The organism is Sphaerotilus microaerophilus (genome assembly GCF_023734135.1).
GTDB classification, from domain to species: Bacteria; Pseudomonadota; Gammaproteobacteria; order Burkholderiales; family Burkholderiaceae_C; genus Sphaerotilus; species Sphaerotilus microaerophilus.
Genome location: NZ_AP025730.1, coordinates 5027927 through 5041238 on the forward strand (window position 1 = coordinate 5027927; position 13312 = coordinate 5041238).

The window sequence follows — 13312 nt, forward strand, 5'->3', positions numbered from 1 at the left end:
GGCTAGCGGAACACCACGGTCTTGCGGCCGTTGAGCAGCACGCGGTGCTCGACGTGCCAGCGCACCGCGCGCGCCAGCACGACGCACTCGACGTCACGGCCCACCGCGGTGAAGTCCTCGGGGCTGAGGGTGTGGTCGACGCGGTCGACGTCCTGCTCGATGATCGGCCCCTCGTCGAGGTCGGCGGTGACATAGTGCGCCGTCGCGCCGATCAGCTTCACGCCGCGCTCGTGTGCCTGGTAGTAGGGGCGCGCGCCCTTGAAGCTGGGCAGGAAGCTGTGGTGGATGTTGATCGCGCGGCCGGCGAGGAACTCGCAGAACTCGGGGCTGAGGATCTGCATGTAGCGCGCCAGCACGACCAGATCCACCTCCTCGCGCTCGCACAAGGCCTCGACCTGGCGCTCCTGGGCGCGCTTGGCCTCGGCGCTGTTGCCGGTGCTGTCACGGTGCAGCGGCAGGTGGTGGAAGGGGATGCCGTAGCTGCCGGTCAGCTCGGCGAAGTCCGGGTGGTTGGACACGATGGCCGGGATGTCCACCTCAAGCTGACCGCTCTTCCAGCGAAACAGCAGGTCGTTCAAGCAGTGACCGTGCTTGCTGACCATCAGCAGCACGCGCGGACGGCGCGACAGGCTGTGGAACTTGACGCGCATGCTGAACTGGCTGCGCACATGCCCGAACAGGTTGGTCAGCGTGGCCGCATCGGCCAGGTGGACGGGGGCATCGAAGTGCACCCGCATGAAGAACAGGCCGGTGGCGTCCTCGCCGCGCACATCGCCGAACTGCTGCGAGTCGAGGATGTTGCAGCCCGCCTGGTAGAGCAGGCCGGAGACGGCGTGCACGATGCCCTTGGCATCGGGGCAGGACAGGGTCAGGACGAATTCGCTGGCGCTGGAAGCGGCGGGGACGACGGCGGGGGCGACGGCGGGGGCGACGGCGGGAGCGGGGGCGGCAGGGGTCACGGACATGGTGGGCCGGATTCTACGGGCCGCCCCGCCGCCATCCCTCTTCCTCCCCCGCGGGCCGGGGCTCAGGCGCCGACGACGGCCAGTCGGGCCGGCGGCTCGACCGGCACGGCGGTGGGAAACCCCACCCGCCTGGGCGGGCTCGGCGCCGGCTCCTCGGCAGCCTGCTGGGCCTGGGCCAGCAGCGCCTCAAGCACCTGTTGGGGGTCCAGGTCCCGCAGGCAGCGGCCATGGCCGGGTGGGCAGGAGCGGGCGTTGCAGGGCGCGCAGGCCGGCGCCGCGGTCGGCTCCAGCCGCAGGACCCGGGTGTGCCGGTGCAGGGGGCCGCAGTCGTCGGGCGTGGTCGGCCCGAACAGCGCCACCTGCGGCACGCCCAGGGCGGAGGCCAGCTGCATCCAGCCGTTGTCGCCGGCCAGCACACCGGCCGACGCAGCCAGCAGCGCCATCGCGTCGTCCAAGCTCACCACACCGGCCAGCACCAGGCTGGGCACGCCCGCGGCCTCGGCGGCGATGTGCTGCGCCAGCGCCACGTCCTGACCCGAGCCCATCAGCAACACCGGGCAGCTGGTGCGGCCGTGCAGCTGACGCATCAGCTGCGCATACTGACCCGGTGACCAGCAGCGAGCCGGGGCGCCGTCCCCTCCAGGCGCCAGCACCCAGTAGCCCCCGGGCTTGACGCCATGGGCCTCGCAGACCGTGGCCAGCCGTTCTGGCGCCGGTGCCAGGGCCGGCTGGGGCGACTCGCCCGCAGGCTCCCCGGCCAGTGCCAGGAAGCGCGCAACACCCGACCGTGGCTGCGGGCCGACCGGCGGCTCGTTGATGAGCAGCGGGCGGCGCGACCCCGCATGGCCGATGCGCCTCGGCACCCCGGCGAACCAGGGCAGCAGGGCATCGGACAGGGCATCGGACAGCACATAGGCAACGTCGTAGCGGCGCCGCCAGTTGGCACCGACGGAACGGCGCAGGCTCCAGTCCACCCGGCCGGGTCGCAGCGGCAGCTCGTAGACCTGCGCCACCGCCACGCCCATGGCCCGATAGACCGGCGCCACGTCGGGACACGCCGCCACCGCCACCACCTCGCCCCGGCGAGCCAGGGCGGCGATGAGCGGCTGCGACATGACCGCCTCGCGCACCGAGGTCGGCGCGATGACCAGGGACCGGAACATGGCGGATCAGTGGTGGCCGGAGACCTTCTCACCGGCCTTGAGCCGGTAGACGGTGCCGCAGTACGGGCAGTGGCCCTCACCGTGGCCGGCGACGTCGATGAACACGCGCGGGTGGCCGCTCCACAGCGCCTGCTTGGGGTTGGGGCAGAAAACGACGCCTGGCCCCTGCAGGTCCTTGGCAGTGACTTCCACGACAGCCTTGTTGTCACTCATGATCTCAAACCTTGCTGAGCCACTCGGCGTACTTGGCGTTGCGGCCGTTGACGATGTCGAAGAAGGCGCTCTGGATCTTCTCGGTGATCGGGCCGCGCGAACCGGCCCCCAGCTCGATGCGGTCCAGTTCGCGGATCGGCGTCACCTCGGCGGCCGTACCGGTGAAGAAGGCCTCGTCGCAGATGTAGACCTCGTCGCGGGTGATGCGCTTCTGCACGATCTCCAGCCCCAGGTCGCGGGCGATGTGGAAGACCGTGTTGCGGGTGATGCCGTTGAGCGCCCCGGCGGACAGGTCGGGCGTGTAGATCACGCCGTCCTTGATGATGAAGAGGTTCTCGCCCGCCCCTTCGCTGACGAAGCCGGCCGAATCCAGCAGCATCGCCTCGTCATAGCCCTCGTCGGTGGCCTCCATGTTGGCCAGGATCGAGTTGGTGTAGTTGCTCACCGCCTTGGCCTGCGTCATCGTGATGTTGACGTGGTGGCGGGTGTAGCTGGAGGTCTTGACGCGGATGCCGCGCTTGAGGCCCTCTTCACCCAGGTAGGCACCCCAGGGCCAGGCAGCGATCATCACGTGGATGGTGTTGCCCTTCGGGCTCACGCCCAGCTTCTCGGAGCCGATCCACACCAGCGGGCGCAGGTAGCAACTCTCCAGGTTGTTCTCGCGCACCACGGCCTTCTGGGCCTCGACGACCTCGTCGAAGGCATAGGGCATCTTCATCCGCAGGATCTTGGCGCTGTTGAACAGACGCTCGGTGTGCTCGCGCAGGCGGAAGATCGCCGTCCCGTTCACGGTGTTGTAGGCGCGCACGCCCTCGAAGGCGCCGCAGCCGTAGTGCAGCGTGTGGGTCAGCACATGGATCTTGGCGTCGCGCCAATCCACCATCTGCCCATCCATCCAAATCTTGCCGTCGCGATCGTCCATGCCCATGTGAGGTCCCTTCGATTGGGTCTGTGATTGTATGCGTGCACAGTTGGCACGCCGGTCACCGGACTCCCGGGCACCCGGGCGATTCAGCCACGCCGCTGCCGCTCGCTGCGCTTGTAGCCGATCAGCGCGCGCAGCCGGTTGGGCGCCACCGGCTTGTAGAGCAGGTGGCAGCCCAGTGCGCGGGCCATGGCCTCGTCCTGCGCATCGACCTGCCCGGTGACCATGATGACGCCCAGCTCCGCGCCGAACGCCGCGCGCAGGCGCTGCACCACCTCGGCGCCGCTGTGGCCCATGGGCAACTGCCGGTCGACGATCAGCAACTCGGGCACCGGTGCCCCCTGCGGCCGAGCCGCCAGCCAGCCGTCGACCTGCACCAGGCTGTCCAGCCCGACCACCTCAGCTTCCCAGCTGAGCAGCAGGACGCACATCGCCTCACGCACCGCCACATCGTCTTCCACCACCACGATGCGGCAGCCCGACAGCGTGCGCACGGGCGTGGCGAGGCCATCTGCCGGCTCGACCTCACGTGAGCGAGGCTGCCCCACGGGCAGCGTCAGCGTGACGACCGTGCCCCGCTGCGGCTGAGAGGCCAAGTCGATCGGCGCGCCCATCAGCTGCGCCAGGCGCCGCACGATGGCCAGCCCCAGCCCGCTGCCGCCGCGCCGCGGCGCCGCCAGGGCGTGGGTATGGACAACCTGGTAGAACTCGTCGAAGACATGCGCCTGCGCCTCGACCGGGATGCCGATGCCGCTGTCCCAGACCTGCAGCAGCAGCCGGTCGCCCCGGCGGCGGCAGCCGACCAGCACCCCGCCGTCCTCGGTGTAGCGCACCGCGTTGGACACCAGGTTGCGCAAAACACGCTCCACCAACACCGCGTCGCCGTGCACCCAGTGCGCGCACCCCCGAAAGCGCAGCGCCAGCCCCTTGTCGAAGGCCAGGGGCTCGAAGTGCAGGCGCAGCCGCGCGTAGACCTCGGCGATCGGGAAGTCCTGCACCGCCAGCTCGACGCCCCCGGCATCGAGGCGGCTGAGGTCCATCAGCTCGCCGAACAGCGACTCCAGCGCCGCCACCGACTCGGCGATGCGCCCGGCCAGCAGCGCCGTCTCGTCCTCGCGGGCGCGCTGGCGCAGGGTTTCGGTGAACAGCGACAGCGCGTGCAGGGGCTGGCGCAGGTCGTGGCTGGCCGCGGCGAAGAAGCGCGTCTTGGCCCGGTTGGCCTCCTCGGCCGCGGCGCGGGCCTGCTCGGCTGAGGCTCGGGCCTCCTCGGCCGCCGCCTTCTCGATCGCCAGCTGGTCGGCCAGCTGCTCGTTGCCCACCTTCAGCGCCAGCAGCTCGCCGAAGGCCTGCCGGTACTGCCGGCCGATCACCAGGGTCACCAGCAGGCCACCGACGATCAGCCCGGCCATCGGCAGGCTGTCGGGCAGGCCGTCGGCCGCCACGTGCGCCACCATCGGCACGAAGCACATCAGCAGGTAGACGACGAAGACACGGTAGCTGGTTGCCGGCGAGCCGATGCAGTAGCTGTACACCAGCAGGATCAGCGCGGTGCTCTGCAGGCTGTGGCCGTCGTCGTAGAAGGCCGCCACCGCCAGCGCCCACACCGCCCCGCAGGCCAGGCTGGTGACGTTCCAGGCCTGCTGCCAGCGCCGGTAGGCCTCGGTCGACGCCGGCCGGGAGGCCGCATAGCGGCGTGCCACCGCCACCCGCGCACCCCACGCGGCGGCAAACAGCAGCAGCCAGCCCAGCAGCAGCCAGCGCGGCGCCGAGCCCCGGCACAACGTGATGACCGCCACCGCCCCCAGCGTGTGGCCGAGCAGGGCTGCTGGCGTGCGGGCATAGAGGCTGGCCGTGAGATCCGGGTCGGGCCGGTCGCTGTGCGCCAGCCGGTAATCGGGTCGCACCCCCAGCGCGGCCATGCGCTGGGACCAGCGCGGCGCGGCGGGCAGGCGATTCGGGCGTTGCGGTTGGTGCGAGTGGTCGAGCACGCCGGCCCTCGCCCTTCAACCACGCACCGGGCGCAGTGCCTGGCGGCCGCCTTCCTGCAACTGGCTCACCGCCAGCACCGCCTGGGTGCGTGAGTTCACCCCCAGGCTGCGCAGCACCGCTGCCACGTGGTCCTTGACGGTCTCGACCGACAGGTTCAGCTCCCGCGCGATCACCTTGTTGGACTTGCCCTGCAAGAGCAGGATCAGCACCTCGCACTGCCGCGTCGTCAGGCCCAGGCCCTCGACAGACAGGGGCGCCGTCGCGGTGCCCGCAGGCGGGGTGCTGCGCGGCGGTGCCGGCGCGCTGGCGGATGCCACATCGAAGTCGACCACCGCGGTCTGCGAGTCGTTCGACAGCGGTCCGACATCGGCCAGGGGGGGGCCGACACTGTCACCGCGCAGGTAGGCCATCGGCGGCACGTAGATGCCGCCAGAGATCACCAGGTGCAACGCCTCGAAGAGCAATTCCGTGCTGGCCCGCTTGGGCACGAAGCCCATCGCGCCGCCGTCGATCGACTGGATCACGTCGCTGGCCCGCTCGGAGCCCGAGATCACCACCACCGGAATGGCGGGGTAGCAGGCCCGCAACTCCGCCAGCAGGTCGAAGCCAGGGATGTCGCCCAGGTTCAGATCCAGCAGCAGCAGATCGAAGTCCGGCTCACGCCGCAGCGCGCTGCGGGCCTCCACCGCCGACTCCACCCCGACCACCACGACGTCCTCGGCCAGGTCGCGGATCACGTGGCGTATGGCCGACAGGATCAGCGGGTGATCGTCGATCAGCAGGACCTTCATGTTCTTCTCCGCCATGAACCGCAGCTGCGGGGCGGTACTTTTACACGCCTTGACGAACTGGATCGTAAGGGTGTAGGGACACCCTCAGACACCCCCAAAAGGTGGATCCCAATTGCAGATGAATTGGTGTAATAGACCGCACCCACAAGGCATGGGAAACCCGCGCGCCCCGGCCACCGCCGCGCAACACTGGCATGGCGGCTTGGTGGCCTGCGACACTCGCCGGCATGACGAAAACGCCTCTGCCCAAGGCCCGGGTGCTGGTGCTGGCAGCCCACCCCGACCTGCGCCGCTCGCGCGTCAACCGCCGCCTGCTGAACCAGGCTGGCACGCTGGCCGCCGCGGGAGCGCAGCCCATCGAGGTCCGCGACCTCTATGCGCTCTATCCTGATTTTGCGATCGACGTCGACGCCGAGCAGGCGGCGCTGCGCCAGGCCGACCTGATCGTCTGGCAGCACCCGCTGCAGTGGTACAGCATGCCCGCGCTGATGAAGCTCTGGGTCGACGAGGTGCTGCGCCACGGCTGGGCCTACGGCCACGGGGGCCACGCCCTGGCCGGCAAGGACCTGTGGCTGGTGCTGTCCACCGGCGGCAGCGAGGCCGCCTACCACCCGACGGGCTACAACCGCCACTTCTTCGACGCCTTCCTGCCGCCCTACGAGCAGACCGCCGCCCTGTGCGGCCTGCGCTTCCTGCCGCCGCTGGTGCTGCACGGTGCACTGCGCGTCGGCGAGGCCGAACTGGCCGCCCACGCGCAAGCCTACGTCGAGCGGCTCGCGACCTACCCCGCCTGGCCCGAACTGGACGACCTGCCAGGCTGCGACGCCTGCGACACCCCCGACCAGGACCGCCCGGCGGCCCGGCAGGAGGACCGCGCATGACCTCGAACTGGCTCACGCACAGCCTGGTCTTCCTCGGCGCCGCCGTGATCGCCGTGCCGCTGGCCCGCGCGCTCGGGCTGGGCGCCATCATCGGCTACCTGGGCGCGGGCATCGCCATCGGCCCCTTCGGCCTGCGGCTGGTGGACGACCCCGACACCACCTTGCACTTCGCCGAGTTCGGCGTGGTGCTGATGCTCTTCCTCGTCGGCCTGGAGCTGGAGCCGCGCCGGCTCTGGGCGCTGCGCCGGCCGATCTTCGGCGCCGGCAGTGCGCAGCTGCTGGCCTGCGCCGCGGCGCTGGGCGGGGCAGCGGTGCTGGCTGGCGTGCCCTGGCGCTGGGCGGTGGTGGCGGCGCTGGGGCTGGCGCTGTCGTCCACCGCGGTGTCGCTGCAGGTGATGGGCGAGCGCAACCTGCTGCCCACCCGCAGCGGGCAGTCCGGCTTCGCCATCCTGCTGTTCCAGGACGTGGCGGCCATCCCGATCCTGGCGCTGCTGCCGCTGCTGGGCCGCAAGGGCGAGGCCTCCGGCAACCCCTGGGCGGACGCGGCCGAGGCACTGGGCGTGGTGGTGGCCATCGTGCTCGTCGGCCGGCTGCTGTTGCGCCACGGCCTGCGCTGGGTGGCGGCCAGCCGCACGCCGGAGGTCTTCACCGCCGCCTCGCTCGGCCTGGTGGTGGGCATCGCGGCGCTGATGCAGGCGGTGGGCCTGTCGATGGCACTGGGCGCCTTCCTGGGCGGCGTGCTGCTGGCCGAGAGCGAGTACAAGCGCGCGCTGGAAACCGACGTCGAGCCCTTCAAGGGCCTGCTGCTGGGCCTGTTCTTCATGGCCGTGGGCATGAGCATCGACTTCGCCGCGCTGCGCCAGCACCCCTGGATCGTCGCGGCGCTGCTGCTGGGCTTCATGGCGCTGAAGGCACTGGTGCTGGCGCTGCTGGCCCGGCGGCTGGACCTGCCCGCGGTGGAGCGGCCGGTCTGGGTGCTGCTGTTGGCGCAGGGCGGCGAGTTCGCCTTCGTCGTCTTCCAGCAGGCCACGCAGGCGGGTGTGTTCCGCGACGAGGTCGGCTCGGTGCTGACCGGCGCAGTGGCGCTGTCGATGCTGCTGACGCCGCTGCTGCTGGTGGCGCTGGACCGCTGGATCGCCCCGAGGTTGGCCGCGGCGAAGGGGGCGGCCGCACCAGCACCGGAGCACCCCCTGGACGAGCCGCAGGACGCGCCGGTCATCCTCTGCGGCTACGGCCGCTACGGGCAGATCGTCGGCCGGCTGCTCTACGCCAGCGGGCACAAGGTCACCATCCTGGAGCACGACGCCGACCAGGTGGCGGTGATGCGGCGCTTCGGCTTCCGCGTCTTCTATGGCGACGCGACCCGGCTCGACCTGCTGCGCACCGCCGGGGCCGAGCAGGCCCGGGTGATCGTGGTGGCGGTGGACGACGTGGACCAGAGTCTAGAGATTGTCGACTTGGCGCAGGCCCACTTCCCGCAGGCGCAGCTGGTGGTGCGTGCCCGCAACGTGCAGCACCACTACGCGCTGCGCGAGCGCGGGGTCGTGCACATCGAGCGCGAGACCTTCGAGTCCGCGCTGGCCAGCGGGCGCAGCGTGCTGGCGCTGATGGGCCACGAGCCGCACCGCGCCTGGCAGCTGGCGATGCGCTTCCGGCGCTTCAACCATGCCATCGTCGAGCGCACCTGGCCACATCGGCAGGACACCCGGAAACTCGTCGCCCTGGCCAAGCAGGGCAGTCAGCAGCTGGAGGAGCTGTTTGCGCAGGAGCGCGCCGACCGGGCCCAGCGGCCCGGCAGCGGCGGCTGGGACAACGGCGCCAGGCCCTGAATCTCGCCGCACCGAGTGCGGCACCACCTCCTTGTGTGCGGCAGCGCACGGACAGGCCCCGGCCCCGCACCCAACATCGGGTGAGGCACAGCCTGTGCCCCCTGACGCAGAAACAAGGAACACGATGTCCAAGAAGCTACAACGCGGCAACAAGGAAGCAAAGAAGCCCAAGCAGGTGCCTGGCGTGGTGGTCAAGCCGGGTGCGCCCGTCCCTGGCCTGCCCGGCCTCCCCGCAGCGCCGGCTGCACGCAAGAAGTGACTTGGCTGGCCCGCTGACGCACGCCATGCAGCCCGACGAAGCCTTCTTTCACCAGCCCTCCGGCGCGGTCCGTTTCTGGGTCGTGATCGGTGACGCCCAGGTGGGCGCCTCCGTGGCCATGCAGACGCTGCACTACCGCTACCAACCCCAGCGCAGCGACGACGACGCGTTGGAAACCTACCGCGCCCATGTCGACGAGATCCACGCCGCGGTACGCCGCCGCGTGGCCGGCGGCTCCATCGAGCCCGTCATGCTGCGCGAACCGGACCTGGCGCCACGGCCGCCCGCGCGCTGAGGCGCGGCGGTCACCGGCGCACACCTTGTCATCGCGCAGACCCGGCGGGCCGGCCCGGCCCCACACTGGGGCCATGCGGGCCCCTTCGCCCGCAGGAAAGTGGCGCTCCCCATGCAAAAACCCTGGCTGGCCCAGTATCCGGCGGGTGTCCCGGCCGAGATCGATGCCCACGCGTTCGCCTCGCTGAAGGAGGTCCTGGCCTCCAGCTGCAGCCGGTTTGCCGACCTCCCCGCCTACCGCTCGATGGGCACGGTCATGACCTACCGGCAGCTCGACGAGGCCAGTCGCGACTTTGCCGCCTGGCTGCAGAAAGTGGCCCGGCTCCAGCGCGGGGACCGCGTCGCGCTGATGCTGCCCAACCTGCTGCAGTACCCGGTGGCGCTGTTCGGCGTGCTGCGCGCAGGCCTGGTGGTGGTCAACGTCAACCCGCTGTACACGCCACGCGAGCTGGAGCACCAGCTCAAGGACGCTGGCTGCGCCGCCATCGTGGTGCTGGAGAACTTTGCGCACACGCTGGCGCAGGTGATCGGTGCCACGCCGCTGCGCAGCGTGGTCACCACCCAGGTGGGCGACCTGCTGCCGCCGCTCAAGCGCTGGCTGACCAACGCGGTGGTCAAGCACGTGAAGAAGCTGGTGCCGCCCTGGCAGCTGCCCGGCGCGGTGGACTGGCGCACTGCGCTGGCCGCCGGGCGTGAGCTGGCACTCGACGACGTGGCCCTCGGCGCCAGCGACCTCGCCTTCCTGCAGTACACCGGCGGCACCACCGGCGTGGCCAAGGGCGCGATGCTCACGCACGGCAACATGGTGGCCAACGTGCTGCAGGTGGCCGCCTGGGTCTCCCCCAACCTGCGCGACGGCGAGGAGACCGTGGTCATCCCGCTGCCGCTGTACCACGTGTTCGCGCTGACGGGCTGCCTGTCCTTCTTCAGCCGCGGGGCGCAGACGGTGCTGATCGCCAACCCGCGCGACCTGCCGGCCTTCATCGGCGCGCTGCGGCAGACCCCCTTCACCGCCCTCATCGGCGTGAACACGCTGTTCCGCGCCCTGCTGGACGCACCGGCCTTTGCCGCGGTGGACCTGCGGCCGCTGAAGCTGGCCGTGGCCGGCGGCATGGCGGTGCAGCAGGTGGTGGCGCAGCGCTGGAAGGAGCGCAGCGGCGTGCCGCTGGTGGAGGGCTACGGCCTGACCGAGAGCGCCCCGGTGGCGATCGCCAACCCGGTCACCATCGAGGAATGGAGCGGTCACATCGGCGTGCCGCTGCCCAGCACCGACGCCGCCCTGCTCGACGAGGCCGGCCAGCCCGTGCCCCTGGGCGAGGTGGGCGAGATCGCCCTGCGCGGCCCGCAGGTGATGGCGGGCTACTGGCAGCGGCCGCAGGAATCCGCCCAGGTGCTCACCGCCGACGGCTGGCTGCGCACCGGCGACATGGGCGTGATGGACGAGCGGGGCGGCATCCGCCTCACCGACCGCAAGAAGGACATGATCGTGGTGTCGGGCTTCAAGGTCTTCCCCAACGAGATCGAGGACGTGCTGACCCTGCACCCCGGCGTGCTGGAGGCCGCGGCGATCGGCGTGCCCGACGAGCGCTCGGGCGAGGCGGTCAAGGTCGTCGTGGTGCGCAAGGACCCGGCGCTGACGCAGGAGGACCTGTTGGCCCACTGCAAGTCGCACCTGACCGGCTACAAGCTGCCGCGCGTCGTCGAGTTCCGCACCGAGCCGCTGCCCAAGACCAACATCGGCAAGGTCCTGCGCCGCGAGTTGCGCGGCACCCCGGGCAGTCCGGCGGCAGAACCCACGGCGCCGCCATCTCGGGAGGGCGCGCAGCTCGTCCAGCTGCGGGACGGGCGTACCGTCACCCTGCGTGCAATCACCGAGGCCGATGCGCCGGAGATCGAACAGGCGTTCGAGCGGCTGTCGGCCCAGTCACGCTACGACCGCTTCATGCGGCACAAGAAGCACCTGGACAGCGCGTCCCTGCAGCGCGGCGTGCACCCGCTGGCCGGGCGCGACTTCGCCTTCGTGGCCACCATCCCGGCACCCGACGGCATCGACATCGTCGGTGCCGCGCAGTACGTGCGCGCCGACGAGGGTGGCGACCAGACCTGCGAGTTCGCCGTCACCGTGGCCGAAGACTGGCGCCGCTGCCACCTGGCCACCACACTGATGACCGCCCTGCTGGCCCAGGCGCAGCGCGACGGCTACACCACCATGGAAGGCTGGGTGACGGCCAGCAACAGCGCGATGGTCGAACTCGCGGGCCGGCTCGGCTTCACCCTGGACCCCGCCCCTGGCGATACCGCCGTGCTGCGGGTGCGGCACGCGCTGTAGCTCGCGGCGGCTTGCGCCAGACCATGGCCGACATCGTGTCCATGACGCGTCATCCGCACTCGCGCTTGATGGATGCACTTGCACGCTCCCCTGCATCATCAAGCACACTTGGCCATGCCGCCAAGACACCCAAAAGCTGGTCGCTCGGGCCAAGCGGGGCAACCTGGAGCTGGCGGGGTCGTTTGAGCAGCGGGAGTTGCAGCGCGGTGGGAAATGGGGAGTTGAACGCGACGCTCAGCGCGCCGTGGCGGCCAGTGCCAGCAGCCTGCGCTGCACAGCGAACAGCCGCTGCAGGGGCTCGACTTCCGGGTAGGTGCTCTGCGCCTGATGCAGGCCGGGCCACTCGACGCGGTGGCGCACGTCGGGCAGATCCACCTCGATGTGGGTGACCCCACCGTCCATGCCGAGCAGGACGCGCCCCTGCCCGTCGACCTGCGCCACTGCCCGGATCCGAGCCTGGATGTCGGACGCCTCGATCGAACCGAAGCGCTGCCTGAGGAGGACATCTGTGAGCAGCTCCTGAAGTTGCTGCCTGGACAGTTGCCCGGTGCGCCTCGGACCTCCCGGCGTCCGCCCGGGGGCACTGAAGCGCCCGTCAGCGTGTACGAGGAGAGAAGGTTCCTGCACCGTGCCGGCCACTCGCAGGCCGCCCAAGCTGCTCCAGCGAATGATCACGGCCCCGGTGTCGGCAGGCATGCGAAAGGTCGAACCCGTGCCAGAAGGCTGAGCCCACCCCGCTGACGCCCAGAGCAGGCCGCTGCAGAGCACGTATCGAAGCGCGCTGCGACGATCCACGTCGGTCAGTTGAGGGATGGGCATTCGAGCATCAAGCCACGCTCGACTGGCGGCGCTTGGCAAAGCGCAGCAGCAGCGGCAGACCAAGCGCGAACAGCGCATACGTCTCGGGCTCCGGCACCGCGTTCATGTTGACGGTGTACCCCAGATCCTGCAACGAAGCCACGGTGGTGCGGCTGACGTAGGTGGGTGCATCCAGCCAGCCGGTCATCAGCTCGTTCCTCATGTCGCGCCCCTGGCTGTCGGTGATGCCGGTCAGGCCCCAGCCACCGTCTACCTCATTCCAGTGTCCATCAGCGGTACCTGCTCCGCCACCCAGTTCCACCGGGATGAAGGTGGCCGAGGACTGCCCGTACTCCGTCTTGTACTCCGCCAAGGCGTTGGCCCCCGTGTACTGGCCAGAGCCGCTCGCGTAGAGACCGTTGAGCTCCCAAAGGGTTCCGATGCCGATCGTGTGGCCCATTTCGTGCCGGATCACATCGCCGAACGTGCCGGAGCCAGTCATGTAAGCCATGTCGTCCAGATCGAACACCATGGATGCCGTGCGGGTGTACCAAGTACCGCTGTGAGAAGCAATGGTATCCGGCCCTGCATAGCCCAGGGTTCCCCATTGGCCGTCGATGGAAGCGATGCTGGCCGCGATGCTGAACCCCGTCAGAGACACACCGGTCTGGTAGCCGGTGATCACCGACTCCCAGAAGGTTTCTGCCTGGGTGAAGTAGGACTGGTACTGGGCCGGGCCGGTGTAGTTGATGGTCAGGTCAAAGGCCGCGTTGGCGGACAGCGACGCGATCGACAGCACGGCGGCGGCGGCCAGTTGGTGAAGACGCTTTTTCAAGATTCGGACTCCTTGCGATTGGTTGTGGCGAGATCCCCCGC

General features: G+C 70.4%; 13 protein-coding genes and 1 pseudogene. 6 read left to right on the forward strand and 8 right to left on the reverse strand.

From position 1 onward, the window contains the following. Positions 1–2: 2 nt before the first annotated feature. The 6 genes from purU to NGK70_RS21545 all read right to left on the reverse strand — a co-directional run bounded on the left by purU (position 3) and on the right by NGK70_RS21545 (position 6046). Complete coding sequence (gene purU, locus NGK70_RS21520) at positions 3–965, reverse strand: formyltetrahydrofolate deformylase (protein ID WP_251970514.1); 963 nt, start codon at positions 963–965, stop codon at positions 3–5. Positions 966–1027: 62 nt separating this feature from the next. Beyond that, positions 1028–2128 carry a lipopolysaccharide heptosyltransferase II gene (gene waaF, locus NGK70_RS21525; RefSeq protein ID WP_251970515.1) on the reverse strand — a complete coding sequence of 367 codons (1101 nt, stop codon included), beginning with the start codon at positions 2126–2128 and terminating at the stop codon, positions 1028–1030. Between the two features lie 6 nt (positions 2129–2134). Continuing rightward, complete coding sequence (locus tag NGK70_RS21530; protein ID WP_251970516.1) at positions 2135–2341, reverse strand: zinc-finger domain-containing protein; 207 nt, start codon at positions 2339–2341, stop codon at positions 2135–2137. A 4-nt stretch (positions 2342–2345) separates the two neighbouring features. Then, on the reverse strand, positions 2346–3269 hold the full coding sequence (locus tag NGK70_RS21535; RefSeq protein ID WP_251970517.1) for a branched-chain amino acid transaminase: 924 nt from the start codon (positions 3267–3269) through the stop codon (positions 2346–2348). An 83-nt stretch (positions 3270–3352) separates the two neighbouring features. Further along, the gene (locus NGK70_RS21540) at positions 3353–5254 is read right to left on the reverse strand and encodes an ATP-binding protein (protein ID WP_251970518.1); all 1902 of its coding nucleotides are present in this window, start codon (positions 5252–5254) and stop codon (positions 3353–3355) included. Between the two features lie 15 nt (positions 5255–5269). Further along, the gene (locus NGK70_RS21545; protein ID WP_251970519.1) at positions 5270–6046 is read right to left on the reverse strand and encodes a response regulator; all 777 of its coding nucleotides are present in this window, start codon (positions 6044–6046) and stop codon (positions 5270–5272) included. Positions 6047–6273: 227 nt separating this feature from the next. Between NGK70_RS21545 and kefF the strand changes: the two genes are divergently transcribed. The 6 genes and pseudogenes from kefF (at position 6274) to NGK70_RS21570 (ending at position 11638) form a co-directional block, all read left to right on the forward strand. Next, a complete protein-coding gene (gene kefF / locus NGK70_RS21550; RefSeq protein ID WP_251970520.1) occupies positions 6274–6927 on the forward strand; it encodes a glutathione-regulated potassium-efflux system oxidoreductase KefF in 654 nt (217 codons plus the stop codon). Further along, positions 6924–8756, forward strand: a complete 1833-nt coding sequence (gene kefC, locus NGK70_RS21555; protein WP_251970521.1) for a glutathione-regulated potassium-efflux system protein KefC — start codon at positions 6924–6926, stop codon at positions 8754–8756. Before kefF ends, kefC begins: the two co-directional genes overlap by 4 nt. 124 nt (positions 8757–8880) lie before the next feature. Further along, on the forward strand, positions 8881–9015 hold the full coding sequence (locus NGK70_RS26405) for a hypothetical protein (protein WP_256490700.1): 135 nt from the start codon (positions 8881–8883) through the stop codon (positions 9013–9015). 25 nt (positions 9016–9040) lie between these two features. Then, positions 9041–9310 carry a DUF1488 family protein gene (locus tag NGK70_RS21560; protein ID WP_251970522.1) on the forward strand — a complete coding sequence of 90 codons (270 nt, stop codon included), beginning with the start codon at positions 9041–9043 and terminating at the stop codon, positions 9308–9310. Between the two features lie 111 nt (positions 9311–9421). Then, positions 9422–11095, forward strand: a pseudogene (locus NGK70_RS21565) (AMP-binding protein); the annotation flags it as partial. After that, positions 11069–11638, forward strand: coding sequence for a GNAT family N-acetyltransferase (locus tag NGK70_RS21570; protein WP_251973858.1), 570 nt, complete (start codon positions 11069–11071; stop codon positions 11636–11638). The pseudogene NGK70_RS21565 and the gene NGK70_RS21570, both read left to right, overlap by 27 nt. Positions 11639–11872: 234 nt before the next feature. On the opposite strand, the gene NGK70_RS21575 is transcribed toward NGK70_RS21570, so the two are convergent. Continuing rightward, positions 11873–12334 carry a hypothetical protein gene (locus tag NGK70_RS21575; RefSeq protein WP_251970523.1) on the reverse strand — a complete coding sequence of 154 codons (462 nt, stop codon included), beginning with the start codon at positions 12332–12334 and terminating at the stop codon, positions 11873–11875. Positions 12335–12464: 130 nt separating this feature from the next. Next, positions 12465–13271, reverse strand: coding sequence for a PEP-CTERM sorting domain-containing protein (locus NGK70_RS21580; RefSeq protein ID WP_251970524.1), 807 nt, complete (start codon positions 13269–13271; stop codon positions 12465–12467). Positions 13272–13312 lie beyond the last annotated feature (41 nt).

What these genes read in the sequence shown, in the direction of transcription:
- NGK70_RS21560 (WP_251970522.1), top strand. Translation starts at nt 9,041, where the DNA reads ATGCAGCCCGACGAAGCCTTCTTTCACCAGCCCTCCGGCGCGGTCCGT.
- NGK70_RS26405 (WP_256490700.1), top strand. Translation starts at nt 8,881, where the DNA reads ATGTCCAAGAAGCTACAACGCGGCAACAAGGAAGCAAAGAAGCCCAAG.
- NGK70_RS21535 (WP_251970517.1), bottom strand. Translation starts at nt 3,269, where the DNA reads ATGGGCATGGACGATCGCGACGGCAAGATTTGGATGGATGGGCAGATG.
- NGK70_RS21545 (WP_251970519.1), bottom strand. Translation starts at nt 6,046, where the DNA reads ATGAAGGTCCTGCTGATCGACGATCACCCGCTGATCCTGTCGGCCATA.
- waaF (WP_251970515.1), bottom strand. Translation starts at nt 2,128, where the DNA reads ATGTTCCGGTCCCTGGTCATCGCGCCGACCTCGGTGCGCGAGGCGGTC.
- kefC (WP_251970521.1), top strand. Translation starts at nt 6,924, where the DNA reads ATGACCTCGAACTGGCTCACGCACAGCCTGGTCTTCCTCGGCGCCGCC.
- NGK70_RS21530 (WP_251970516.1), bottom strand. Translation starts at nt 2,341, where the DNA reads ATGAGTGACAACAAGGCTGTCGTGGAAGTCACTGCCAAGGACCTGCAG.
- NGK70_RS21575 (WP_251970523.1), bottom strand. Translation starts at nt 12,334, where the DNA reads ATGCCTGCCGACACCGGGGCCGTGATCATTCGCTGGAGCAGCTTGGGC.
- kefF (WP_251970520.1), top strand. Translation starts at nt 6,274, where the DNA reads ATGACGAAAACGCCTCTGCCCAAGGCCCGGGTGCTGGTGCTGGCAGCC.
- purU (WP_251970514.1), bottom strand. Translation starts at nt 965, where the DNA reads ATGTCCGTGACCCCTGCCGCCCCCGCTCCCGCCGTCGCCCCCGCCGTC.